The 25,693-nt window shown below is 53.3% G+C and carries 24 protein-coding genes; 9 read left to right on the top strand and 15 right to left on the bottom strand.

Annotation, left to right across the window (positions count from 1 at the left end; all coding sequences use genetic code 11):
* The first annotated feature begins 93 nt into the window (after window positions 1-93).
* Both N0B36_RS11545 and N0B36_RS11540 read left to right on the top strand, forming a co-directional pair.
* Complete coding sequence (locus N0B36_RS11545) at window positions 94-1,500, top strand: glycoside-pentoside-hexuronide (GPH):cation symporter (protein WP_016151715.1); 1,407 nt, start codon at window positions 94-96, stop codon at window positions 1,498-1,500.
* Window positions 1,500-2,450: a family 43 glycosylhydrolase gene (locus tag N0B36_RS11540; RefSeq protein ID WP_259687854.1), complete on the top strand. Its 951-nt coding sequence runs from the start codon at window positions 1,500-1,502 to the stop codon at window positions 2,448-2,450. Before N0B36_RS11545 ends, N0B36_RS11540 begins: the two co-directional genes overlap by 1 nt.
* Window positions 2,451-2,531: 81 nt before the next feature.
* Here N0B36_RS11540 and ampE read toward each other — a convergent pair whose 3' ends face one another.
* Together ampE and ampD are read right to left on the bottom strand one after the other, a co-directional pair.
* Window positions 2,532-3,386 (bottom strand): beta-lactamase regulator AmpE, encoded by an 855-nt coding sequence (gene ampE, locus N0B36_RS11535; RefSeq protein WP_016155697.1) that lies wholly within the window; start codon window positions 3,384-3,386, stop codon window positions 2,532-2,534.
* On the bottom strand, window positions 3,383-3,946 hold the full coding sequence (gene ampD, locus N0B36_RS11530; protein ID WP_016151712.1) for a 1,6-anhydro-N-acetylmuramyl-L-alanine amidase AmpD: 564 nt from the start codon (window positions 3,944-3,946) through the stop codon (window positions 3,383-3,385). Before ampD ends, ampE begins: the two co-directional genes overlap by 4 nt.
* An 87-nt stretch (window positions 3,947-4,033) precedes the next feature.
* Between ampD and nadC the strand changes: the two genes are divergently transcribed.
* The 4 genes from nadC to hofC all read left to right on the top strand — a co-directional run bounded on the left by nadC (window position 4,034) and on the right by hofC (window position 8,194).
* A complete protein-coding gene (gene nadC / locus N0B36_RS11525; RefSeq protein ID WP_259687853.1) occupies window positions 4,034-4,927 on the top strand; it encodes a carboxylating nicotinate-nucleotide diphosphorylase in 894 nt (297 codons plus the stop codon).
* Window positions 4,928-5,169: 242 nt separating this feature from the next.
* On the top strand, window positions 5,170-5,607 hold the full coding sequence (ppdD, locus tag N0B36_RS11520) for a prepilin peptidase-dependent pilin (RefSeq protein WP_259687852.1): 438 nt from the start codon (window positions 5,170-5,172) through the stop codon (window positions 5,605-5,607).
* Window positions 5,608-5,616: 9 nt separating this feature from the next.
* Window positions 5,617-7,002, top strand: a complete 1,386-nt coding sequence (gspE, locus tag N0B36_RS11515) for a type II secretion system protein GspE (protein WP_181635944.1) — start codon at window positions 5,617-5,619, stop codon at window positions 7,000-7,002.
* A complete protein-coding gene (gene hofC, locus N0B36_RS11510; RefSeq protein ID WP_259687851.1) occupies window positions 6,992-8,194 on the top strand; it encodes a protein transport protein HofC in 1,203 nt (400 codons plus the stop codon). Before gspE ends, hofC begins: the two co-directional genes overlap by 11 nt.
* Before the next feature lie 55 nt (window positions 8,195-8,249).
* Here hofC and N0B36_RS11505 read toward each other — a convergent pair whose 3' ends face one another.
* A complete protein-coding gene (locus tag N0B36_RS11505) occupies window positions 8,250-9,293 on the bottom strand; it encodes a GMP reductase (RefSeq protein WP_003829510.1) in 1,044 nt (347 codons plus the stop codon).
* A gap of 225 nt (window positions 9,294-9,518) precedes the next feature.
* Here N0B36_RS11505 and coaE point away from each other — a divergent pair, with 225 nt between their 5' ends.
* The 3 genes from coaE to yacG are packed head-to-tail and all read left to right on the top strand — an operon-like array spanning window position 9,519 to window position 11,086.
* Window positions 9,519-10,139: a dephospho-CoA kinase gene (gene coaE, locus N0B36_RS11500; RefSeq protein ID WP_259687850.1), complete on the top strand. Its 621-nt coding sequence runs from the start codon at window positions 9,519-9,521 to the stop codon at window positions 10,137-10,139.
* Complete coding sequence (zapD, locus tag N0B36_RS11495) at window positions 10,139-10,882, top strand: cell division protein ZapD (protein WP_200108399.1); 744 nt, start codon at window positions 10,139-10,141, stop codon at window positions 10,880-10,882. The genes coaE and zapD overlap by 1 nt, the downstream gene beginning before the upstream one ends.
* A gap of 9 nt (window positions 10,883-10,891) precedes the next feature.
* Window positions 10,892-11,086, top strand: a complete 195-nt coding sequence (gene yacG, locus N0B36_RS11490; RefSeq protein WP_016151704.1) for a DNA gyrase inhibitor YacG — start codon at window positions 10,892-10,894, stop codon at window positions 11,084-11,086.
* A gap of 88 nt (window positions 11,087-11,174) precedes the next feature.
* Here the strand turns inward: yacG and mutT are convergent, their stop codons facing one another.
* The 12 genes from mutT to murD all read right to left on the bottom strand — a co-directional run bounded on the left by mutT (window position 11,175) and on the right by murD (window position 25,693).
* Window positions 11,175-11,564 carry an 8-oxo-dGTP diphosphatase MutT gene (gene mutT / locus N0B36_RS11485; protein ID WP_046275370.1) on the bottom strand — a complete coding sequence of 130 codons (390 nt, stop codon included), beginning with the start codon at window positions 11,562-11,564 and terminating at the stop codon, window positions 11,175-11,177.
* Window positions 11,565-11,620: 56 nt separating this feature from the next.
* The gene (secA, locus tag N0B36_RS11480; RefSeq protein WP_016151702.1) at window positions 11,621-14,326 is read right to left on the bottom strand and encodes a preprotein translocase subunit SecA; all 2,706 of its coding nucleotides are present in this window, start codon (window positions 14,324-14,326) and stop codon (window positions 11,621-11,623) included.
* A gap of 60 nt (window positions 14,327-14,386) precedes the next feature.
* Window positions 14,387-14,893, bottom strand: a complete 507-nt coding sequence (gene secM, locus N0B36_RS11475; protein WP_016151701.1) for a secA translation cis-regulator SecM — start codon at window positions 14,891-14,893, stop codon at window positions 14,387-14,389.
* A 285-nt stretch (window positions 14,894-15,178) separates the two neighbouring features.
* Window positions 15,179-16,096, bottom strand: a complete 918-nt coding sequence (lpxC, locus tag N0B36_RS11470; RefSeq protein ID WP_006686706.1) for a UDP-3-O-acyl-N-acetylglucosamine deacetylase — start codon at window positions 16,094-16,096, stop codon at window positions 15,179-15,181.
* Window positions 16,097-16,196: 100 nt separating this feature from the next.
* Complete coding sequence (ftsZ, locus tag N0B36_RS11465) at window positions 16,197-17,348, bottom strand: cell division protein FtsZ (RefSeq protein ID WP_003018753.1); 1,152 nt, start codon at window positions 17,346-17,348, stop codon at window positions 16,197-16,199.
* Window positions 17,349-17,534: 186 nt separating this feature from the next.
* Window positions 17,535-18,797, bottom strand: coding sequence for a cell division protein FtsA (ftsA, locus tag N0B36_RS11460; RefSeq protein ID WP_003018755.1), 1,263 nt, complete (start codon window positions 18,795-18,797; stop codon window positions 17,535-17,537).
* Complete coding sequence (gene ftsQ, locus N0B36_RS11455) at window positions 18,794-19,627, bottom strand: cell division protein FtsQ (protein WP_003018758.1); 834 nt, start codon at window positions 19,625-19,627, stop codon at window positions 18,794-18,796. Before ftsQ ends, ftsA begins: the two co-directional genes overlap by 4 nt.
* A gap of 1 nt (window position 19,628) precedes the next feature.
* Window positions 19,629-20,549, bottom strand: coding sequence for a D-alanine--D-alanine ligase (locus tag N0B36_RS11450; RefSeq protein ID WP_049281561.1), 921 nt, complete (start codon window positions 20,547-20,549; stop codon window positions 19,629-19,631).
* On the bottom strand, window positions 20,542-22,017 hold the full coding sequence (gene murC / locus N0B36_RS11445) for a UDP-N-acetylmuramate--L-alanine ligase (RefSeq protein ID WP_016151698.1): 1,476 nt from the start codon (window positions 22,015-22,017) through the stop codon (window positions 20,542-20,544). The genes N0B36_RS11450 and murC overlap by 8 nt, the downstream gene beginning before the upstream one ends.
* 51 nt (window positions 22,018-22,068) lie before the next feature.
* On the bottom strand, window positions 22,069-23,136 hold the full coding sequence (gene murG, locus N0B36_RS11440; protein ID WP_049281563.1) for an undecaprenyldiphospho-muramoylpentapeptide beta-N-acetylglucosaminyltransferase: 1,068 nt from the start codon (window positions 23,134-23,136) through the stop codon (window positions 22,069-22,071).
* On the bottom strand, window positions 23,133-24,377 hold the full coding sequence (ftsW, locus tag N0B36_RS11435; RefSeq protein ID WP_259687849.1) for a cell division protein FtsW: 1,245 nt from the start codon (window positions 24,375-24,377) through the stop codon (window positions 23,133-23,135). The genes murG and ftsW overlap by 4 nt, the downstream gene beginning before the upstream one ends.
* Window positions 24,377-25,693: a UDP-N-acetylmuramoyl-L-alanine--D-glutamate ligase gene (gene murD / locus N0B36_RS11430; protein WP_200108398.1), complete on the bottom strand. Its 1,317-nt coding sequence runs from the start codon at window positions 25,691-25,693 to the stop codon at window positions 24,377-24,379. Before murD ends, ftsW begins: the two co-directional genes overlap by 1 nt.

The following is a 25,693-nucleotide window of genomic DNA, read 5'->3' as shown; positions in this document are numbered from 1 at the left end:
TGTTTCGTCCATATCACTGGCGTTATCCTGCAACGCAAAAACACCTCTGCCAGACAATAATTATCTCCATATCTTATTAATGGAGTGCAGTTGATGGAAACCAGTAAGCTCACGGTGAAAGAAAAGATCGGCTATGGAATGGGCGACGCCGGATGCAACATCATCTTTGGCGCCATCATGTTGTTTGTTAACTATTTTTACACAGATATTTTTGGCCTGGCACCGGCCCTGGTCGGCGTGTTACTGCTCTCAGTACGCGTTATAGATGCCGTTACCGACCCTATTATGGGCGCGATGGCCGACCGCACCCGCAGCAAATATGGTCGATTTCGTCCATGGCTTTTGTGGATGGCTTTCCCATACGCATTATTTAGCGTACTCATGTTTACCACCCCTGAGTGGACGTATAACAGCAAAGTAATCTATGCGTTCGTCACCTACTTCCTGCTCTCTATCACCTATACGGCGATCAACATCCCTTACTGCTCGCTCGGCAGCGTCATCACTAACGATCCAAAGGAACGTGTCGCCTGCCAGTCATATCGCTTTGTGTTGGTAGGAATTGCAACCCTGCTGCTCTCCCTCACCTTACTGCCAATGGCGGACTGGTTTGGCGGGGAAGATAAAGCTAAAGGCTATCAGATGGCGATGGCAGTGCTGGCCTTCATCGGCATGTGTATGTTCCTGTTTTGCTTTGCAACCGTCCGTGAGCGCGTACGTCCTGCCGTCCCGACTAACGACGATTTAAAAGCCGACCTGAAAGACGTATGGAAGAACGATCAGTGGGTAAAAATCCTGCTGTTAACCCTGTGTAACGTCTGTCCGGGCTTTATTCGCATGGCCGCCACCATGTACTACGTAACCTGGGTTATGCAGCAAAGCACGCAGTTCGCAACGCTGTTTATCAGTCTTGGCGTTGTGGGCATGATGATCGGCAGTATGCTGGCGAAGGTGTTAACCGATCGCTGGTGCAAACTGAAAGTCTTCTTCTGGACCAATATCATCCTGGCGATTTTCTCCGGCGCGTTTTACTTCTTCGATCCTAAAGCCACCATGATGATTATGGTGCTTTACTTCCTGCTCAACATTCTGCACCAGATCCCATCCCCACTGCACTGGTCGCTGATGGCAGATGTCGATGACTACGGCGAGTGGAAAACCGGTAAACGTATCACCGGAATCAGCTTCTCCGGCAACCTGTTCTTCCTGAAACTGGGCCTGGCGATTGCCGGAGCGATGGTTGGTTTCCTGCTCTCCTGGTATGGCTACGACGCAGGGGCGAAAGCGCAAAGCGACTCCGCCATTAACGGTATTATGCTGCTGTTTACCATCATACCGGGTGTAGGCTACCTGATTACCGCAGGCGTAGTTCGTCTGCTGAAAGTTGACCGCGAGTTTATGCAACAAATCCAGACAGATTTAGAAAAGCGCCGCGCCAACTACCGTGAACTGAATGAGTACCACGATATAAAAACGACTGAAAACGTAAGGAAAGCCTAATGAATCAGTGGCCAAACCCCTTTATTGAACAGCGTGCCGACCCGTTTATTTTACGTGACGGTAGCCACTACTATTTCATTGCTTCAGTGCCCGAATACGATCGTCTGGAGATCCGCCGGGCGGACTCGCTGGAAGGGTTACGCACCGCTATCCCGGTTGTCGTCTGGCGCAAACCAGAAAACGGCCCCATGAGCCAACTGATCTGGGCACCTGAGATCCATCATCTGGCAGGCAAGTGGTACATCTATTTTGCCGCCGCCCACACACAGGCGCTCGACAAGCTGGGGATGTTCCAGCACCGTATGTTTGCGCTCGAATGTGCAGACGCCGATCCGCTGACCGGTCAATGGACAGAGAAAGGGCAGATTAAAACGCAGTTTGAAACCTTCGCGCTTGATGCCACCACCTTTAACCATCAGGGAAAACAGTGGTATCTGTGGGCGCAGAAATCCCCCGATATCGCCGGAAACTCCAATATCTATCTCGCCGAACTGGAAAATCCATGGACGATTAAAGGCGAGCCGGTAATGCTCAGTCATCCAGAGTATGACTGGGAATGCCGGGGTTTTTGGGTCAACGAAGGCCCGGCCGTCATGGTTCACAGCGACAAGCTGTTTATCAGCTATTCCGCCAGCGCCACCGATGAGAACTACTGTATGGGATTATTGTGGATTGATCTCAATGCCGATCCGCTCAACCCGCAGAACTGGCACAAATCGCCGCGACCGGTCTTTACCACCAGCTACGAAAACCGCCAATACGGGCCGGGGCACAACAGCTTTACGCAAACGCCGGAAGGTGAAGATGTGCTGGTGTACCACGCGAGAAATTACACTGAAATCGAGGGCGATCCACTATACGACCCAAACCGCCACACTCGTCTGAAGCTGGTACGCTGGAACGAAAACGAGATGCCAGATTTTGGCATCCCGCCTGCTGATACGCTTTGAAAGATTGGCCCGCAAGCACAAAGCGACCGGGCCAATTTTTTTCCTCGACGGATAAGCGCAGCGCCATCCACTAATAATGGCTTAAATTAATGTTCCATAAATGGTCAGCACGGCAATGACCACCACCACCACAAACGAGGTCTTCTTCGCCATCGAAACCGCGGCTTTTGGCGTTGCGACTTTATCGGTATGTGGTTCACGCGCTAAAGAAAACTGCGCAAGGCGAGTAAGCACCTGATATTGCGAAGTATGCAGATCCGCCAGCGACGCAAACCAGGCAGGCAACGCCTTCTCGCCGTGCCCCAGCAGCGCATAGACGACACCCGCCAGGCGCACCGGGATCCAGTCCAGCACATGCAGGATCGCATCGATACCTGATTGCAAACGCTGGTGTGGCGTCTGATAGCGCGCCAGCCAGGACTGCCAGGCACGTAGAAAGGCATAACCCACCAGCGTCACCGGTCCCCACGGGCCACCGACAATCAGCCAGAATAACGGCGCCAGATAAAAGCGAAAGTTGTTCCATAACAGCGCGTTCTGCAGTTCGCGCAAGAACTCACGCTCATCGCACTCAGGCGGAATCCCATGAATCAGGGTCAGCTCGCTGGCCATCGCTTCACGGGCGTGAGCGTCATCGCGAGCAGCCGCGTTCAGATAGGCATGATAATGAAGACGCGTCTTGCCAGCGCCGATGCACAGCAAACCAATTAAGATCCACGCCACCAGCAAAGGCACGTTAAACAACAGGCCTTGAAGTGCGCGCAGCAGCAGGAACGTCACCCCCATCGCAATAAGGGCCATGCCTACCGTACGCATCATCGAAAAATGCTTCACCCGGCGGAAAAAAGCTTCAACCCGGTGATCAAGCTGCCAGTGCTCACCCAGCTTAAACAGGCGTTCAACAATCAACACCAGTAATGTTGTAAACAGCGTCATGTCATCTCCTTGTGCGACGAGGGGGTGACCAGGGCGCGAAACCTTGCCCAGTCAAAAGAGGGCCCGGGATCGGTCTTACGCTCGGGCGCAATATTGCAATGTCCTGTCATGTTGTTGGCAATGGCCGGATAACGCGTAATCAGGGCATTCGTCACGGCTGCCAGTTGCTGATACTGCGCATCGGTATAGGCCAGCGTATCCGTCCCTTCCAGCTCAATACCAATTGAGAAATCATTACAGCGTTCGCGGCCTTGATAGTTCGACACGCCAGCATGCCAGGCGCGTTTATCAAAGGGGACATACTGCACAATTTCACCGTCACGGCGAATTAAACAATGTGCCGAAACGCGCAAATGGGCGATCCCGGCAAAATAAGGATGGGCATTGGGATCAATCGTGCCCGTAAACAGCGCATCGATCCACGGGCCGCCAAACTCGCCAGGCGGCAGGCTGATATTATGCACCACCAGCAGAGAAGGGTTTTCGTCATCTGGGCGGCAATCGTAATGAGGAGAGGGAACGCGTCGCGCCTCTGCCAGCCAGCCCTCGTCTAACAACATGCAGAATCTCCTTATTGGTGGTGCTCATATCAGGTTCAGGGTAGCATGTTTCCACCTTATGATTCGTTAGCAATTTGGAGTTTTATCATGCCGCCTCGCCGCTATAACCCTGACTACCGACGTGACGCGCTGTTGGAACGCATAAATCTGGATATCCCTGCCGCTGTAGCTCAGGCGCTGCGTGAAGATTTAGGCGGAGAAGTTGATGCCAATAACGATATCACCGCACAGCTTTTACCCGCGGAGATGCGCTCCCACGCCACCGTGATCACCCGCGAAGATGGCGTTTTTTGTGGAAAACGTTGGGTGGAAGAGGTCTATATTCAACTGGCTGGCGATGATGTCAACATCACCTGGCATGTCGAAGATGGCGACAGCATTAAGGCCAATCAGCCGCTATTTGAACTGGACGGCCCTTCCCGCGTGCTGCTAACCGGCGAACGTACCGCGCTTAATTTTGTACAGACGCTTTCGGGTGTGGCGAGCGAGGTGCGTAAATATGTCGACCTGCTGGCGGGAACAAAAACCCAACTACTGGATACACGTAAAACTCTGCCGGGGCTACGTACCGCGCTGAAATACGCCGTATTATGCGGCGGCGGCGCAAATCATCGTCTGGGCCTTTCTGACGCTTTCCTGATTAAAGAAAACCACATTATTGCTTCAGGTTCGGTACGTCAGGCCGTTGAAAAAGCCTTCTGGCTGCACCCGGATGTGCCGGTTGAAGTCGAAGTAGAAAGCCTGGATGAACTGGACGACGCGCTGAAAGCAGGGGCCGACATCATCATGCTCGATAACTTCGAAACTGACCAAATGCGGGAAGCGGTAAAACGCACCAACGGCCAGGCGCGTCTGGAAGTGTCGGGTAACGTCACTCATGAAACTCTGCGCGAATTTGCTGAAACCGGCGTGGATTTCATCTCTGTTGGCGCGCTGACCAAGCATGTTCGCGCGCTCGATCTCTCTATGCGTTTTCGCTAATTACTGATGGTTTAGCCCGATAGTACTTTCACTTATCGGGCCCATCACGCCGGTTTTTCTATCGGCCGGATAAGCGTTTACGCCGCCATACGGCTGTTTCTTCGAGCCTCTTCGCAAATACGTTGTCTGACTCTGTAATTTCATAAAAATCCTCGGAACCCGCCTTCCCGTTCTGTTTTTTGCCTCTCGCCGTGACCCCGAGCGTTTGCCAAAGTAGCGCCAGCTAACTCAAGGAGCGAACGATGGACAAGCAACGAGGCTTCACACTTATCGAACTCATGGTGGTCATTGGCATTATTGCCATCCTTAGCGCCATCGGTATTCCGGCTTATCAAAACTATCTGCGCAAAGCCGCGTTAACAGACATGCTGCAAACCTTTGTTCCCTATCGCACGGCGGTTGAGATCTGTGCGCTGGAGCATGGCGGAACAACAACCTGTGATGCCGGAACGAATGGCATCCCTTCTCCAGCCACCACCCGTTATGTCTCCGCCATGAGCGTTGAAAAAGGAGTGGTCAGCCTCAGCGGACAAGAAAGCCTGAACGGGTTAAGCATCACCATGACGCCGGGTTGGGACAATGCCAACGGTATTACCGGCTGGAGCCGTAACTGCGTTATCCAGAATGACAGCGCATTGCACCAGGCCTGTGAAGACGTTTTCCGTTTCGATATCAATTAAGGAAAAGAGATGAATACCACCCAACTTACGGCGCTGTGCCAACGTCATCAGGGAATATTACTGGATGCAGACAATGAAGTGGTGCACATCGCCGTCGTGGACGCTCCGTCCCACGAATTGCTGGACGCACTGCATTTTGCCACCACCCGACGTATCGACATCGTCTGCTGGACGCATCAACAAATGGAAGGCCACACGCATACGCCACAGAAAATGCTCCCGGCAGTGGTCACGAAAAGCAGCGCCAGCGCAGCAGATTTGCTGAATCAGACGTTTCAATCCGCTCTGGTGCAACGAGCTTCTGATATTCATTTTGAGCCAGCGGAAAACCACTATCGAATCAGATTACGTGTGGATGGCGTACTGCATGCTTTACCGGACGTCACGACCGAGATGGGTATCGCCATCACTGCCAGACTAAAAGTTTTAGGCAGTCTGGATATTGCCGAGCACCGACTTGCGCAAGACGGCCAGTTTACCGTTGAAATTTCAGGAGAGCCGGTCTCGTTTCGCATCGCCACCCTGCCCTGTCGCTTTGGCGAAAAAGTGGTGCTACGGCTACTGCATCAGGTCGATCAAGCGCTGGAAATCACCGCGCTGGGAATGCAGGACGCGCAGCTGGCAGCATTTTCACAAGCGTTGCAGCAGCCTCAGGGGCTGATTCTGGTCACCGGACCGACCGGAAGCGGTAAAACGGTCACGCTGTACAGTGCGCTGCAGACCCGAAACACTCCGGACGTTAACCTCTGTAGCGTGGAAGATCCAGTAGAGATCCCGATCGCAGGTCTTAACCAAACACAAATTCATCCACGTGCCGGTCTCACTTTTCAGGGAGTATTGCGCGCGCTGCTGCGTCAGGATCCCGACATTATCATGGTGGGTGAAATCCGTGATGGCGAAACGGCTGAAATAGCCCTTAAAGCCGCACAAACCGGTCATCTGGTTCTATCAACACTACATACCAATTCCACCACAGAAACACTAATACGCTTGCAGCAAATGGGGGTTGCACGCTGGATGATCGCCTCCGCGCTGACGCTCGTTATTGCGCAGCGGTTGGTGAGAAAATTGTGTCCCCATTGCCGACAACGCCTGGAAACGCCGATCATGCTCCCGGAAGCGATCTGGCCTACGCCACTGCCTCGTTGGCAGGCTCCGGGCTGCCAACATTGCTATCACGGATTTTATGGCCGTACGGCATTGTTTGAAGTTCTCCCCGTGACACCTGCATTGCGCCAGAGCATCGCCAACGGTACGTCCGTAGACGGAGTGGAATCGAATGCTCAGCAACTGGGGATGAGCACGCTCTTCGAAAATGGTTGCAAGGCCGTCGAACAAGGGTTAACAACATTTGAAGAGTTGGTACGCGTACTGGGCATGCCCCATGTCAGCTAAACTGCTTTGGCGCTGGCAAGGTATTAGCAACGAAGGTAATCCACTGGAAGGCGTACTTTGGGCCGATACCCGCCCCTCATTGATGCTTGCTCTCGAGCAACGGCATATTACGCCGCTGCGCATTAATCGTATGCGTGTCAAAGCCTCACACTGGAGCCGTGAAAAAAGCGCTGAAACCATACATCAACTGGCGACGTTGCTGAAAGCAGGGCTAACACTCTCGGCAAGTTTAGCTTTGCTGGCTGAACAGCATCCCAGCAGCCAATGGCAAGCGCTACTGCGCACGCTGGCTCACGATATGGAACAGGGTATTTCTCTCTCCACCTCGCTATCTCAGTGGCAACACGTTTTTCCGCCTCTTTATCAGGCAATGATCCGTACCGGAGAGCTTACGGGTAAGCTGGACGACTGCTGCTTTGAACTCGCCCGCCAGCAGAAGAATCAACAGCAACTGGCGGATAAAGTTAAAAAAGCCCTACGCTATCCGATTTTCATCATCACGATGGCGGTGATGGTAGTATTCGCGATGCTGCAGTTTGTACTCCCTGAGTTTGCCGCCATTTACCAGACGTTTAACACCCCGCTACCGGCACTCACTCAGTGGATTATTGCCATCGCGCATTTTAGCAGCCAATGGGGATGGCTGGCGGGAGCATTCAGCCTGGTAGCGGGTGCGGCATATCACCTGATGAAGCAGAAGCCATACTGGCTCACTCTGCGCCAGAAATTACTGCTCGGCTTCCCGGTCATAGGGCCGATGGTGAGAGGGCAAAAGCTCACGCAGATCTTCACTGTTCTGGCGTTAACGCAAAATGCAGGTATTCCTTTTCTGCAAGGCCTTGAGAGCGTCACTGAAACGCTGGCCAACCCTTTCTGGTCACAACGCTTAGCGCAGGTACATCAAGATATCAGCGCCGGAAAACCGGTCTGGTTAGCGCTAAAAAATTGCGGTGAATTCAGCCCATTGTGCATACAGTTGGTCAGAACAGGTGAGGCTTCCGGCTCGCTGGATACAATGCTGCGTAATCTCGCACATCACCACGGCGAGAAAACATTGTCTCAGGCAGAGAATCTGGCTGCGCTACTCGAGCCTGCGTTACTGGTCATTACGGGGCTGATAATCGGTACGCTGGTCGTTGCGATGTATTTGCCGATTTTTCATTTAGGAGATGCGATGAGCGGGGTGGGATAAATTCAAATGCCGGATGGCGCACTGCTTATCCGGCATGTCATAGTCCTACCTGTTCTTACAGGCTATTGAAAACGCGGTTTTCTTGTTCCTGTACACGAATAAACGTTGTACGTTTGGTCAGTTCTTTCAGGCGAGATGCACCGACATAGGTACAGGCAGAACGCAGGCCGCCAAGGATATCGCGTGCAGTGTTATCAACCGGGCCACGCAGAGGCAACTTAACTGTTTTACCTTCCGCAGCGCGGTATTGTGCAACACCACCGACGTGACGCGTCATGGCTGATTCAGAGCTCATGCCGTAGAACAGCATGAATTTCTCACCGTTCTCTTCAACAATTTTGCCGCCGCTTTCTTCATGACCGGCCAACATACCGCCGAGCATAACGAAGTCCGCGCCACCGCCGAACGCTTTTGCCACGTCACCCGGCATTGTGCAGCCGCCGTCACTGACAATCATGCCGCCCAGACCGTGAGCTGCATCGGCACATTCAATAACCGCAGAAAGCTGTGGGTAGCCAACGCCGGTTTTTACACGTGTGGTACATACAGAACCCGGGCCAATGCCGACTTTAACAATGTCCGCGCCGGAAAGTACCAGCTCTTCACACATTTCTCCAGTAACCACATTGCCCGCACAAATTGTTTTTGTCGGCCATGCTTCACGCGCTTTCGACACAAACTGAACAAAATGCTCTGAGTAGCCATTTGCCACATCAATGCAGATAAAGTTCAGCGCCGGGTTGAGCGCCAGAATCTGTTTGGTTTTTTCGAAATCTGCATCAGAGGTGCCGGTTGAAACCATTACGTGTTTGAGCACATCAGCAGAGCTCTCTGCGATGAAAGCAGCCCAGTCTTCAACAGAATAGTGTTTGTGTACCGCAGTCAGGATGTCGAAGGATGCCAGCGCCGTTGCCATGGCAAACGTCCCGACAGTGTCCATGTTCGCGGCAATAATCGGTACGCCGGACCAGGTCTGACCTGAGTGCTTAAAGGTAAATTGACGTTCCAGCTCAACATCGGAACGGCTTTTGAGAGTAGAACGCTTAGGGCGGATAAGAACGTCTTTGAAACCTAACTTCAGATCTTCTTCGATACGCATGTGCGGATTCCTGGGGTTAATGGCGAAAAATCGAAACTCACAACTCCAGTGACGCTATCATACGCACTAATCAATGCCGCGCAAGACTGCGAAATTCTCTTTTTTTACGCTACAATCCCATAAATTTACCTGGCGAATAGTAGGTTAATCCTGCAGCAGCCTCGCCGTCGCACGCTTAACTTTTAACTGTTTGATAATCAAACTTAAACTCCAGGATCTGCATCTATGAGGTATACGGTAGCCTTAACCGGCGGCATTGGCAGTGGTAAAAGTACCGTTGCAAATGCGTTCGCTGACCTCGGAATAAACGTCATTGATGCAGATATTATTGCGCGCCAGGTGGTTGAACCCGGTACCCCAGCCCTTAAGGCGATCGAAGAACATTTTGGTACCGAAGTTATAGCTGCCGACGGATCGTTGCAGCGACGCATTTTACGCGAACGCATTTTTTCCAGTCCTGAGGAGAAAAGCTGGCTGAATGCCCTGCTCCATCCGCTTATTCAGCAGGAAACGCAGCACCAGTTTCAGCAAGCAACCTCCCCTTATCTGTTGTGGGTTGTACCTTTGCTGGTGGAAAATTCGCTGTATAAAAAAGCCAACCGCGTACTCGTGGTGGATGTTACCCCCGAGACACAGCTCAGACGCACTATGCAGCGCGATGACGTCACGCGTGAGCATGTTGAACAAATTCTTGCTGCCCAGGCAACGCGCGAAGCGCGTCTGGCCGTGGCAGACGATGTTATTGATAATAATGGCGCACCGGAGGCCATCGCCTCGGATGTCGCCCGCCTGCACGCGCTCTATCTGCAATGCGCGTTGCAGTTTGTCTCACAGGAAAAACCGTAATGCACACCCAGGTCCTTTTTGAACACCCTCTCAATGAGAAGATGCGTACATGGCTGCGCATTGAGTTTTTAATCCAACAGCTCTCCGTTAATGTACCCATAGCGGACCATGCAGGCGCACTGCATTTTTTCCGCAACATCGGAGACTTACTGGATGTATTTGAACGCGGCGAAGTCCGTACCGAACTCCTCAAAGAGCTGGAAAGACAACAGCGTAAACTCCAGGCCTGGGTTGAAGTTCCCGGCGTCGATCAAAACAGGATCGACGCATTGCGCCAGCAGCTAAAAAGCGCGGGCAGCATTCTGATTTCAGCTCCGCGTATTGGACAGACGCTGCGCGAAGATCGTCTAATTGGCCTTGTACGTCAGCGTTTAAGCATTCCTGGCGGATGCTGCAGTTTCGATCTGCCGACCCTGCATATCTGGTTACATCTACCGCAGTCGCATCGCGACGCGCAGGTTGAAATATGGCTTGCAAGTCTGAATCCGCTCAATCAGGCACTGTCCCTGGTGCTGGATTTAATTCGCAACTCTGCGCCATTCCGTAAGCAAACCAGCTTGAATGGTTTTTATCAGGACAACGGCGAAGATGCCGATCTGCTTCGCTTGCAGCTGCCGCTTGATTCGCAGCTTTATCCGCAAATTTCTGGTCATAAGAGCCGCTTTGCTATTCGCTTTATGCCGCTGGATAGCGAGAATGGCCAGGTGCCTGAGCGTCTCGATTTTGATCTGGCGTGCTGTTAAGGAGTCAACATGTCTGAACAAACCATCGTCAACTGCCCAACCTGCGGCAAACCCGTAGTGTGGGGTGAAGTCAGCCCGTTTCGCCCATTCTGCAGCAAGCGCTGCCAGTTAATCGATCTGGGTGAGTGGGCCGCAGAAGAGAAACGTATCCCAAGCTCTGGTGATCTGTCGGAAAACGACGACTGGAGTGAAGAGCAGAAGTAATTCAGCTAAAACGTAGGGCGGGCAAGCGTAGCGACCCCGCCCTAATTTGCAGGATGGTGGGGTTGCCTAATCCGGCCTACGAACACCTTTATCCAGCAATCAGCTTTTCAATTACCGGCGCATTCGCAGGCGGAAAATCTTCTGCATTCAGAGCATCTTGCGCAATCCACTGCGCCGGTTGCCCCTCTTTCCCCCACGGTTCGCCTTCCCAGCTTTCAACCAGCCAGAACCACAGAGTGATATGCCGGTCCGGAAACTGGTACTCCAGCTTTTCGAACAGTGAGCTTTGAGTCGGCGTAATGCCTACTTCTTCCTGTAACTCGCGAATCAGCGCCTGCTCCGGCGTTTCGCCTGCTTCAATTTTCCCGCCGGGGAACTCCAGCTTATTTGCCATGTGGGCATCAGCCGCACGCTGGGTAATAAAAATTTCATGGTGCTGGTTGCGAATAATCCCGACGGCGATCTGCAGTATTTTCATCTTTATCGTCCATAAAAAAGGCGCAGAATTCTGCGCCTTTTCAGTAAGTTATTTTCTTAACTCAGGCGGCCATGGCACTGTTTGTACTTTTTGCCGGAACCGCAAGGACACGGATCGTTACGACCCACTTTACGATCGCCAGTTTGTGCTGCCAGCTCTTCTGCCGCGGCAGAATCGTCACCCTTATGGCTCAACTGCTGCATCTGCGCTAAACGTTCAGCGTCTTCACGACGTTGCTGCTCCATCGCTTCTACTTCTTCAGGCATACGTACCTGAACTTTGCTCAGGGTACTGATCACTTCGTACTTCAGTGATTCCAGCATTGATGCAAACATAGAGAAGGATTCACGCTTGTATTCCTGCTTCGGATCTTTTTGCGCATAACCACGCAGGTGGATACCCTGACGCAGGTAATCCATCGCCGCAAGGTGCTCTTTCCACAGAGAATCGAGAGTTTGCAGCATCACGCCTTTTTCGAAGTGACGCATCATCTCCGCGCCCACAACTTCTTCTTTACGCTGATAAACTTCGATGGCGTTTGCCAGAATACGTTCGCGCAGCGTTTCCTCATGCAGCTCAGGCTCTTTATCCAGCCACTCTGAAATAGGCATTTCCAGATCGAAGTCGTTTTTCAGACGTTCCTGCAGACCCGGGATATCCCACATTTCTTCCAGAGACTGCGGCGGAATATAGGCATCAATCGTCGCTTTGAAGACATCCTCACGGATGCTATTAATGGTTTCGCTAACGTCAGTTACGTCCAGCAGTTCGTTACGCTGGGTGTAGATTGCGCGACGCTGGTCATTGGCAACGTCATCATATTCCAGCAGTTGCTTACGAATATCGAAGTTGCGGCTTTCTACTTTACGCTGCGCGTTTGCAATCGCTTTAGTCACCCACGGGTGTTCAATCGCTTCACCAGGCTTCATGCCCAGTTTACGCATCATGCCGGACACGCGGTCAGAAGCAAAAATACGCATCAGCGCATCTTCCATCGACAGATAGAAACGAGAAGACCCCGCATCCCCCTGACGACCAGAACGACCACGCAGCTGGTTATCTATACGACGAGATTCGTGACGCTCGGTACCGATAATATGTAAACCGCCTGCAGCTAACACCGCATCATGGCGAACCTGCCACTCGGCTTTGATCTGCGCGATTTGTTCTGGAGTCGGGTCCTCCAGCTCGGCAATTTCCGCCTGCCAGCTACCACCCAGCACGATATCGGTACCACGACCCGCCATGTTTGTCGCGATAGTCACTGCGGACGGATAACCCGCCTGGGCGACGATTGCGGCTTCGTTGGCGTGGAACTTGGCGTTCAGAACGTTGTGTTTGATACCCGCCTTGTTCAGCTCGTTAGAAACCACTTCCGATTTTTCAATAGAGATAGTACCAACCAGCACCGGCTGGCCATTTGCGGTACGCTCTTTAATATCTTCAATGATCGCCTGAATTTTTTCCGCTTCAGTCATGTACACCAGATCCGGTAAATCCTTACGGATCATCGGGCGGTTGGTCGGCACAACAACGGTATCCAGTTTGTAGATGGAGCTGAATTCAAAGGCTTCAGTATCTGCTGTACCGGTCATACCGGCCAGTTTTTCGTACAAACGGAAGTAGTTCTGGAAGGTAATGGATGCCAGCGTCTGGTTCTCGTTTTGGATATCTACGCCTTCTTTGGCTTCAACAGCCTGGTGCAGACCATCGGACCAGCGGCGGCCCTGCATGGTACGACCGGTGTGTTCGTCGACGATGATAACTTCGCCGTCTTTCACGATATAGTCAACGTCGCGGGTAAACAGCACGTGCGCGCGCAGTGCAGCAGTCACGTGGTGCATCAGCATAATGTTGCCCGGAGAGTACAGCGACTCGCCCTCATCCATAATGCCTTCGTTAACCAACAGCTCTTCAATCAGTACCAGACCACGTTCGGTCAGGTTGACCTGGCGCGCTTTCTCATCAACAGAGAAGTGGCCTTCCCCCTGGAACGTGTCGGAATCGTCCTTCTCCTGACGAATCAGGTGCGGGATGATTTTATTCACTTTTTTATACATTTCCGAGCTGTCTTCAGCCGGACCGGAAATGATCAGCGGCGTACGCGCTTCATCGATCAGGATGGAGTCGACTTCATCGACCAGCGCATAATGCAGTTTACGCTGAACGCGCTCTTCCGGACTAAACGCCATGTTGTCGCGCAGGTAGTCAAAGCCGTATTCGTTGTTGGTACCGTAAGTAATATCGGCATTGTAGGCTTCACGCTTGGCTGGCGCAGGCAGGCCAGACATGTTGATACCCACGGTCATGCCGAGGAATTCAAACAGCGGGCGGTTATTTTCGGCGTCACGCTGAGCCAGATAGTCGTTCACGGTAACCACGTGTACACCTTTCCCGCTTAAAGCGTTCAGGTAGGCTGGCAGCGTTGCGGTCAGGGTTTTACCTTCACCGGTACGCATTTCTGCGATGCAGCGATCGTTAAGCACCATACCACCCAGCAGCTGTACGTCGAAATGACGCATGCCGAACACACGCTTACTCGCTTCGCGGACCACCGCGAACGCTTCCGGGATCAGGCTTTCAACGCTGGCGCCTTTTTCCAGACGGGCGCGGAATTCAGCGGTCTTCGCTTTCAGTTCATCATCGGAGAGTTTTTCCATCTCCGGTTCCATTGCATTGATGACATTGACCACTTTACGCATACGACGCAGCGTACGCTCGTTACGGCTACCGAATACTTTTGTTAATAATTTGATTAGCATAATAAAATCTCAAACGCCCCGCGGTGCGGAGTCAAAAATTATAAGTTGGAAGGTTCTTTTTTAGCTGAGGCGTTGAGGGCCAGCGCGGATACCCTGCAGCTGGCTGATCCAGACCGGAACGCTAAATGCGGCCTGAGAGGTAAAATGGGCATATGTCACGCGACTCACGGCCGCGGGCGGTCTGCCTTCTTGCGTCAGCATCGCGCTGAGCGTATTCAGTAAGGCAAGATGGTGCGCCTGGATTGGCAACGGCTCTTCGGCAACAGGCAGCGCCTGAGGAGCCATAGCAAAAGAAAGATGGCGAATGACCGTACGAATGGCATGCTGATGCCAGTAGTCAACGGTAAAATTCGGGCGGCGATTGGTCGCTTCCAGCAAAGCAAGCTGGCTAAAGTTAACTTTGGCAGATTGATCGTGATTGCTGGCGGTCGCCTTAGCGGGAGTATTAGGTTCAGCAGCATTACCGAGCGCAGGCAGGCCAAAACTAGCCGCGACCATCCCCAACAGGAGATGCGGCCAGAAGTACCGTCTGCCTAACTGTCGCCAGCGCGTCAGTATTCCACTCACGTTATTGCCACCTGATATACCCTGCGTTTGGGGTTACAAATGCAAAACCATTTTTTTGCGCATAAATATTACCATTAAAGCGTACGCTCCACAGCAGTAATGACAGCAAGTCGCGGGTAAATATGCTTAAGAAAGCAGCGATCGAACGGTGTTTTAATCTGTCGGTGGGGAAAAAGTCGCTTCAGATAAGGTGGTTTTGCAATCGGAAGATAAAAAAACGACTGGCTCACCTGGCCGGAGAGAGTGCCAGATTTACCAGTCGAATTTATGCGACAGCGTATGTCGTTATGCCAGTACAGTCGAAGGTGCTTTGAACGCCAACGGCAGTTCTGCATCGTCCTGGAAGGTCACATATTCCCAGGCTTCCTGTTTTGCCAGGACTGCCTGCAATAGTTTGTTATTCAGTGCATGACCGGATTTATACGCGGTGAATGCACCAATAATGTTGTGACCACACATGAACAAGTCACCAATCGCGTCGAGCATTTTGTGACGAACGAATTCGTCTTCAAAACGCAGGCCGTCTTCGTTCAATACGCGATAATCGTCAACAACGATGGCACAATCGAAGCTGCCGCCCAGGCACAGGCCGCGGGACTGCAGATATTCGATATCACGCATGAAGCCGAAAGTACGCGCGCGGCTGATCTGGCGCATGAACGCATCCGCAGAGAAGTTCATCGCGTAGCGCTGCGTACTGGAGTCGATCGCCGGATGGTTAAAGTCGATGGTGAAATCCAACGTAAAACCATTATACGGCTTAAACTCAGCCCACTTATCGCCATCTTCGACACGAACGGTCTCTTTGATGCGAACAAATTTTTTGGCGCTGCTCAGTTCTTCAATACCTGCATCAAGCAGCAGGTAAACGAACGGAGCGGCACTGCCATCCATAATCGGGATTTCCGGGGCGTTAACTTCAATAACGATGTTATCGATACCTAAGCCCGCCAGAGCAGCATTAAGGTGCTCTACGGTTGAAATCCGCACATCATGCTCATTGACCAGACACGTACAGAGCATGGTATCACGCACAGATTTGGCATCGGCCGGGAAATCTACCGGAGGATTCAAGTCGGTGCGACGATAGATGACCCCGGTGTTGGCCGGCGCAGGGCGTAATGTCAGGGTGACTTTTTTGCCGGTATGCAAACCGACGCCAGTCGCCTGAACGATACGTTTAAGAGTCCTTTGTTTGATCATCGTATAATCTCGCCAAATTACCTATCCAACCGAAGTGTACTATACATTCGGTGGGCCAGTTTAGCACAAAGAGCCACAATTCCCAAATTCCAGCTAATTCTTAATCAGCTTGCTTACGCAGGAATGCAGGGATATCCAGATAATCCGGCTCTTTCGTGGTTTGCGGCGTATTGTCGTTAACCACTTTCGCTACCGGTTTCTGCTCTTGCGTCAACGGCGCCATACCGTGCTGCTGGTAACGATCCATTACCGGCTGCTGTACCTGTTTGTTGGTCACCAGAGTGATTTCAGGACGCTTGTCCATACCAATTCCAGTCGCAACAACGGTCACGCGCAGTTCGTCGTTCATATCCGGGTCCAGAGAGGTACCGATAACCACAGTTGCGTTATCCGATGCAAAGGCACGAATCGTGTTACCCACGGTTTCGAACTCATCCAGACGCAGGTCGAAGCCCGCAGTAATGTTAACCAGCACGCCGCGTGCGCCGGACAGATCGATATCTTCCAGCAGCGGAGAAGAGATAGCCATTTCAGCCGCTTCTTCTGCACGGTCTTCACCGCTCGCCACGCCAGAACCCATCATCGCGTAGCCCATTTCGGACATCACGGTGCGCACGTCTGCAAAGTCGACGTTCATCAGGCCTGGACGAGTAATCAGTTCAGCGATACCCTGGACTGCGCCTTTCAGCACGTCGTTCGCTGCGCCAAATGCATCCAGCAGGGAGATACCACGGCCCAGTACTTTCAGCAGCTTGTCGTTCGGGATAGTGATCAGAGAGTCCACGTGTTTGGACAGCTCGGTGATACCCTGCTCCGCGAATGCCATACGCTTCTTGCCTTCAAAGTTGAAAGGCTTAGTCACGACAGCAACGGTCAGGATACCTAAATCTTTTGCGACTTCAGCTACCACTGGCGCTGCACCGGTACCGGTACCGCCGCCCATGCCAGCTGCGATAAACACCATGTCTGCGCCGTCAAGCGCTGCGCGCAGAGCTTCGCGATCTTCGTCTGCCGCATTACGACCGACTTCCGGGTTTGCACCCGCGCCCAGACCTTTGGTGATGCCGCTACCAATCTGAATGGTCTGTCCAACCGCCGTTTTACGCAACGCCTGAGCGTCGGTATTCACCGCGAAGAATTCAACACCTTCGATGCGCTCACGCACCATGTGTTCAACGGCATTACCGCCGCCGCCACCGACGCCGATGACTTTAATCACCGCGTCGTTGGTTAGTTCCATAGGTTCAAACATAGTTTCTCTCTCCGTTTTACACTTCATCCTTCAAGCCGCCTCGTTGTTGGCTGCCTTCACTCACTCCCGTGACATAGTAAACTATGCTCCAGGAGATTCGCTCAGTTGCCGCCGCGATGCAACTTGAATGACTTTGTGTAGTGCCTGTCGCCTGAGACCGTTAATTTGCGTCGGTCTCTTTAAAAATTAAAACTCTTTACGTAACCAGCTATTCAGTCGCTTGATCCACGATCCGACCGAGGCAGTTACGCGCTTTTCTACTTCAGCCTCACCACTTAAATGGGATTCTTTCCCGTAGTGCAGCAGCCCCACCGCCGTTGAATAATACGGCTCCTGGGCATAATCCGTCAGACCGGTAATATTCAGCGGTGCGCCAATACGTACTTGTGTATGGAACACGCGCTGTGCGCAGGCCGCAAGACCTTCAATTTGCGCAGCGCCGCCGGTTAACACAATCCCCGCCGCCAGATGATGTTTCACACCCTGCTGGCGAAGCTGTTCTTGTAATTGCAAAATTTCTTCGTTGACCAGGTTGAGCAGCTCGGTATAACGCGGCTCAATGACCTCTGCCAGAGTCTGACGTTGCAGGCTACGCGGCGGACGACCACCAACGCTTGGCACTTCAACGCTCTCGTCTTTACCCACGATGGAACCCAGTGCGCAGCCATGACGCACTTTGATGGCTTCAGCATCGCTCGGCGGCGTACCAAAGGCATACGCGATATCGCTGGTCACGACATTCCCTGCATAAGGGATAACTTTAGTGTGGCGCAACGCCCCGCCAGTATAAACGGCGATGTCCATTGTACCACCACCAATATCCACCACGCAGACACCCAGTTCACGTTCATCTTCCGTCAATACGGAATAACTGGCTGCCAACCCGGCAAAAATCAGTTGGTCAACTTTCAGACCACAACGTTCAACGGCTTTGACAATATTCTTCGCCATGTCGTTGTGGCAGGTAATAAGGTGGACTTTTGCCTGCATACGCACACCGGAAAGACCGACCGGATTTTTGATACCTTCCTGGTAGTCGATGGCGTATTCCTGCGGGATGACGTGCAGAACACGATGTTCATCGCGAACGCGTACGGATTTTGCCGTATGTACCACGTTTTCCACATCTTCCTGCGTCACTTCCTCTTCGGAAATGGGCACCATACCAATTTCATTCTGACAGCTAATATGTTTACCGGAAAGCGCCAGATACACTGAAGAGATCTGGCAATCTGCCATCAGTTCAGCCTGGTCAATGGCGCGCTGTACGCACTTCACCACTGACTCAAGGTCATTCACCCCGCCTTTATCCATACCTCGCGATGGGCAACTGCCCACGCCAATGATATTGACCATACCGTCGGGCAGAACTTCCCCTACTAAAGCGGCTACCTTCGCGGTGCCAATCTCCAGTCCAACTACCAGTTTTCTGTCCGTCGCCTTGATCATTGTTGTTCTGCCTGTGCCTGATTCTGTTGCTGATTAGATTCCTCAGGAGGCAAGGGAACCCAGCCTACTGCCGCTCCTGAGTCATAACGCAAATCAACGTAGCTAATCCGTTTGCCATCGGTTTGCGCCTGCTGCTGTAAAACCGGGTAGAGTTCCACAAAGCGAGCCAAACGTTTTATCGTATCGCCCCTGCCCAGATTCAGCTTAATATCGTTATTCAGCGTCAACTGCCAGGAACGACGAGCGGTCATTGCCGCTTCCTTCAGGGTGAATCTGTCCTTAGCCAGCACCTGCCCCATATCGCGGAACCCTTGCAGCACTTCACTTGCGCTGCCTTCCGGTCCGTACAACATAGGTAATACCTGCTTATTGGCCCGACCGGTTGGGACACTGAAGGTATTTCCTTCGGCATCCACCATATGTTGGTCATTCCAACGCGCTATTGGCACATATTCAACCAGATGAATCTTCAATTCATCAGGCCATTGCTTTCTGACGCTCGCCTGTTTGATCCAGGGGAGGCGTTCAATCTGACTCTGGATGATGTTCACATCCTGAGTCATAAATGTTCCCGGAGCGCCCAGCGCCAGGATGGACTGACGGATATCATCATTGCGCGTGTAATGCCGTTCACCGGTTAACACCAGTTTTGACAATGGCAGGCGCTGCGCATCTTCCATCCATCCCAACACTACCCAGCCGCTGACAAACACGGTGCACAGCACTGTCAGCAGGAACAGTATTCCTGCAAGACGCGTTCCATTATTGCGGCGTGAGGAGTTTACTTCTTCTTCATCACCGTTTCGCGTGTTCAGCGCAGCCTGCGACATATCAGTCCGCCAACTCCAGAATTCTTACCACCAACTGCGAGAAGCTCAGGCCCGCCTGACGCGCCGCCATCGGCACCAGGCTGTGGCTGGTCATACCCGGAGAGGTATTCGCTTCCAGCAGATAAAACTGGCCATCGCTGTCCAGCATGACGTCAATGCGACCCCAACCTTTACAGCCCAATGCAGTCCACGCTTTCAGGACTAATTCCTGTAAAAGGGCCTCTTGTTCGACTTCCAGACCAGCAGGGCAGAAATATTGTGTCTCATCAGAGAGATACTTCGCCTCATAATCATAGAAGGTTCCCGCGGGTTGGATACGTATTGACGGTAAAATTTCTTCGCCAAGTATCGCAACTGTAAATTCCGGGCCACTGAGCCATTTTTCAATCAGTACTTCTTCATCATGCTGAAAAGCCAATGCTAATGCACCCTGCAAAGCATTTTCTTCTTCAACTTTTGACATCCCTACGCTGGAACCTTCACGGCTTGGCTTTACAATCAGCGGCAAGCCTAACGCAGAAATTTTTGTAACTGCTTCATCGCTAAGACCTTTTTCGAACTCAGCGCGGGTCAGCGCAACACATGGGGCGACGGGTAAACCTGCGCCCTGCCACAGCAGCTTGCTGCGCAGTTTGTCCATGGAAATCGCGGAAGCCATGACGCCGCTGCCGGTATACGGCAGGCCAATCAGCTCCAGCATGCCCTGCAATGTGCCATCTTCACCGCCACGACCATGCAGCGCAATAAACACCTTCTGAAACCCCATAGATTTCAGAAGAGTGACATCGACCTCTTTAGGGTCAACCGGATGGGCATCTACACCACCTTCGCGTAACCCTGCCAATACGGCCGCGCCTGAATTCAGCGATACTTCACGCTCAGCGGAGGTTCCCCCTAACAGGACCGCGATTTTATCAGCCATGTTGTTCTTCCTCCGGGTTTTGCGGCTTCAGTTTGATTTCAGCTAAGGAACGCGCGATTTTGCCGATATTTCCAGCGCCCTGCACCAAAATCAGATCGTTGCCGGTTAATACGGGTGCCAGCATTTCTGCCACCTGGGCCGGATCGGATACCAGAATCGGATCGATCTTACCGCGGCCACGAATCGTACGGCACAACGAGCGGCTGTCGGCACCCGGAATCGCGGCTTCGCCCGCGGCATACACATCCAGCATCAACAGCGCATCGACCTGGGTCAGCACGTTGGCAAAGTCGTCGTACAGATCGCGAGTACGCGTAAAACGGTGCGGCTGGAACAGCATCACCAGGTTTTTGTCCGGCCAACCCGCGCGCGCGGCTTTAATCGTAGCGTCCACTTCCGTTGGGTGGTGGCCATAATCATCAACCAGCATCGCGGTCCCGGCTTTACCGTTCACCGGCTCAAGCGGGAATTCGCCGAGGAAGTCAAAACGACGTCCGGTACCCTGGAAACTTTCCAGCGCGCGCAGAATAGCGTCGTCTTCAATACCTTCTTCCGTCGCGACCGCCACTGCCGCCGCCGCGTTCAGTGCATTGTGACGACCCGGCGCGTTTAACGTAACTCGTAAATCGGCCATCCCCTGACGCACCAGCGTGAAGTGTCCTTGTGGACCAATCTGCTGGTAATCTTCAACGCGCACATCGGCATCATCACTGAAACCATAGGTTGTGGTTTGACGCCCAACTCGCGGTAACAGTTCGCGGATCACCGGATCGTCAACGCACATCACCGCACGACCATAAAACGGCAAGTTATGCAGGAAATTAATAAACGTCTGCTTTAAATTTTCGAAGTCGCCATGGTAGGTATCCATGTGGTCAGCTTCGATATTGGTGACAATCGCCACCATCGGCTGCAAATGTAGGAACGACGCGTCGCTCTCATCCGCTTCAGCAATCAAATAACGGCTATGACCCAGGCGCGCATGCACGCCTGCAGCCTTCACCAGACCGCCGTTGACAAAAGTGGGATCCAGACCCGCTTCCGCGTAGATGCTGGAGACCATTGCCGTAGTCGTGGTTTTACCGTGCGTCCCGGCAATAGCAATACCGTGACGAAAACGCATTAACTCCGCCAGCATTTCAGCACGACGAATCACCGGAATACGTGCTTCATGCGCTGCAACAATTTCCGGGTTATCCGCAGAAATAGCGCTGGATACCACCACCACGCTCGCATCGCGCACGTTTTCCGGGCGATGGTTGAAGAAAATCGTGGCCCCCAGATTCGTCAACTGCTGCGTCACAGGATTCGGCGCTAAGTCAGAACCGCTGATCTGATAACCTTCATTGGCCAAAACTTCGGCAATACCGCCCATACCAGCACCACCGATGCCGACAAAGTGAATGTGCCGAACGCGACGCATTTCGGGCACGATGGAACGCAGTTTTGCCAGTTGTTGTGTATTCATTCTTTAGCCATTAACTTCTTAGTTCATGCGATGCAAAAGGCATCACCACAATTACGCCCGGGCAGCCCGGCTCACTTCATTTGCAACGCGCTCTGTGGCATCCGGTATGGATGCGGCGCGCGCACGTTCTGCCATGGTTAATAACGTTTCTCGCGACCACCCGGCAAGGGTGCTGGCGACGGCATCCACAGTAAACTGCGGCTGCTCCAGAATTTTGGCGGCGCCCGCTTTCTCCAGCGGCAGCGCATTCCAATACTGCTGTCTGTCTTTGTGCTGGAACGGCACAAACAGCGCAGGCAAACCCGCGGCGGCAATTTCGCTCACCGTCAGCGCGCCTGAGCGACAAACCACGACATCAGCCCACGCGTAGGCCGCTGCCATATCATCAATAAACTCAGTGACCTTGTGCTGCGGTTGTCCCGCGTCGGCATACGCCTGTTCAACGGTCTGCTGCGCGCCTTTGCCGCTCTGATGCCAGATAGTCACCGCGTCGCCAAGCTTTGCGGCAACCTGCGGCATCGTCTGGTTCAGTACGCGTGCGCCCTGAGATCCCCCGACGACCAATACACGAACCGGACCTTCACGCCCGGCCAGGCGCACTTTTGGCAACGGCAGCGCCAGCACGTCAGTGCGCACCGGGTTGCCCACCACTTCCGCATTCGGGAAAGCGCCAGGAAAAGCCTGCATCACCGTAGTGGCAATCTTCGCCAGCCATTTGTTAGTTAATCCCGCAATGCCGTTCTGCTCATGCAGTACAACCGGAATACCTAATGACCAGGCCGCCAGACCGCCAGGGCCAGACACGTAGCCGCCCATACCCAGCACCACATCGGGTTTAAACTGCTTCATGATGGCGCGCGCCTGACGCCAGGCATTAAAAATACGCACAGGTGCAGCCAGCAGCGCATTGACGCCTTTGCCACGCAAACCGGAGATGCGAATAAAGTCAATTTCAATGCCGTGTTTTGGCACTAAGTCCGCTTCCATACGATCGGCGGTGCCCAGCCAACGAACCTGCCAGCCCTGGGCCATTAAATGGTGCGCGACCGCCAGCCCCGGGAACACATGCCCGCCGGTACCGCCTGCCATCACCATTAACCGCTTCGGTTGACCACTCATCGTGCACCTCGTGTAAACGCCTGGGCTTTTTCCAGACGCGTTTCATAATCAATACGTAACAAAAACATGATGGCCGTCGACATAATCAACAAACTTGAACCACCATAACTGATCAGCGGCAGCGTCAGACCTTTGGTTGGCAGCATACCCGCAGCCGCACCGACGTTTACCAGTGCCTGGAAGCTAAACCAGATCCCGATTGAGCAGGCTAAAAAGCCTGAAAAACGGTGGTCAATTTCCAACGCCTTACGGCCAATCGACATCGCGCGAAAAGCGACGAAGAATACCATTAAAAGTGCCAATACCACACCGATATAACCCAGCTCTTCCCCAATGATGGCGAAGATGAAGTCGGTGTGCGCTTCTGGTAAATACTCCAGTTTTTGGACTGAATTACCTAAGCCCTGCCCCCAAACCTCACCGCGACCAAAGGCCATCAGGGATTGCGTCAGCTGGTAGCCACTGCCGAACGGATCTTCCCATGGGTTCCAGAAAGAGGTTACGCGGCGAATACGATACGGTTCGGCAAGGATCAGCAGCACGACCGCTGAAATCCCCATGCCGATAATGGCAATGAACTGCCACAGTTTCGCTCCGGCGAGAAACAGCATCGCCAGAGTAGTGACGAACAGCACCACCACCGTACCAAGGTCAGGCTGTGCCAGCAGTAAAATAGCCAGTACCAGGATCACGCCCATCGGTTTTAAGAAACCGCGCAGGTTGTTACGCACTTCATCAACTTTACGCACCAGGTAGTTGGCGAGGTAACAGAACAGCGACAGCTTGGTAAATTCCGCAGGCTGAATACGCAGCGGCCCCAGCGCAATCCAGCGCGACGCCCCGTTAACGGAGCTACCCACCACCAGCACAATCAGCAGCATGATGATCGAGGCTATCAGCATCGTCGTACTGTACTTTTGCCAGAACTCCATCGGCAGACGCAGCGTCACCATCGCCAGGCAGAAGGCGAGGAAGATGTACAGTGCGTCACGCTTAGCAAACAGGAAAGGATCGCCCGCCAGGCGTTGCCCTACGGGCATCGATGCCGATGTCACCATCACAAAACCGATCGCTGCCAGACCAAAGGTCAACCACAGCAGCATGCGGTCATACATGATCAGGCTGTCCGCGTCTTTATCACGCGAAGCCATCACCCAGCCTTTAAGTGCCGCGAAGAACCACGCCAGGACACCCAGTCCCGGTAAGCGCGGCATTCTCAGACGAGGGAGAGATAAGCGCATCAACCCAACTCCTTCGCCAGACGGATAAAGACGTCACCGCGTTGCTCAAAGTTCTTGAACTGGTCGAGGCTGGCGCAGGCGGGCGACAGCAGCACCATATCGCCCGACTTCACGCGCGGTGCGAGCAGACGCATTGCTTGCTCCATGGTTTCAGTTTGTTCCGTAACGTCAGGTCGCAGAGCGGCAAGCTGCGCGCCATCGCGACCAAAGCAGTACAGACGAATGTTGTCGCCGGTCAGGTATCGTTGCAGCGGCGTAAAGTCAGCGGATTTCCCGTCCCCCCCCAGCAACAGGTGCAACGTACCGTCAACGTGCAGGCCATTCAGCGCGGCTTCAGTGCTGCCGACGTTGGTGGCTTTAGAATCGTTAATCCAGCGCACGCCGTTGTGCTCAAGCACAGTCTGGAAACGGTGCGCCAGACCGGTAAACGTGGTGAGCGCTTTCAGGCTCGACGCCCGCGGCAGACCTGCGGCATCCGCCAGCGCCAGCGCAGCCAGGGCGTTGGTATAGTTATGCTGACCGGAAAGCGTCATCTCTTTTACGTTAAGGACTTTTTCACCCTTCACTCGCAGCCAGGTTTCGCCCTGCTGACGGTTCAGGTGATAGTCACCCATGTTGATGCCAAAGCTCACGCAACGCTCATCCGCCCCGCGAACCGGCATGGTCAGCGCATCATCAGCGTTGACCACACACACTTTCGCGTTTTCATAGACGCGCAGTTTGGCCGCACGGTACTGCTGCAAGCCAAACGGATATCTGTCCATATGGTCTTCGGTGACGTTCAAAATGGTAGCGGCTACGGCTTGTAAGCTGGAGGTCGTTTCCAGTTGGAAGCTCGACAGTTCCAGAACATACAGCTCACGTTCGTCATCCAGCAGCATCAGCGCGGGCAGGCCAATATTACCGCCAACCCCCACGTTCACACCGGCCGCTTTCGCCATCTCACCTACCAGCGTAGTGACTGTACTTTTCCCGTTGGAACCGGTGATCGCGACGATCGGTGCCTGTGCTTCGCGACAGAACAGCTCAATGTCGCCGACAATTTCAATTCCCGCATCGGCGGCGGCGCTCAACGAAGGATGCGCCAGGGCAATACCAGGGCTGGCGACAATAAGATCAGCGGCCAGCAGCCAGTCATCATTCAGACTGCCAACATGACGCTCAACCGCTTCCGGTAATTTGTCCAGGCCCGGCGGCGTCGCGCGGGTATCCATTACGCGCGGCGTCACGCCACGCGCCAGGAAGAAATCCACGCAGGACAGCCCAGTCAAACCCAGACCGATAATGACGACTTTTTTACCCTGGTAATCAGCCAT

Source organism: Citrobacter sp. XY323, from assembly GCF_025106035.1.
Lineage (GTDB): Bacteria > Pseudomonadota > Gammaproteobacteria > Enterobacterales > Enterobacteriaceae > Citrobacter > Citrobacter braakii.
Note: the sequence above shows the minus strand (reverse complement) of the source record. Positions and strands in the feature narration are given on the sequence as shown.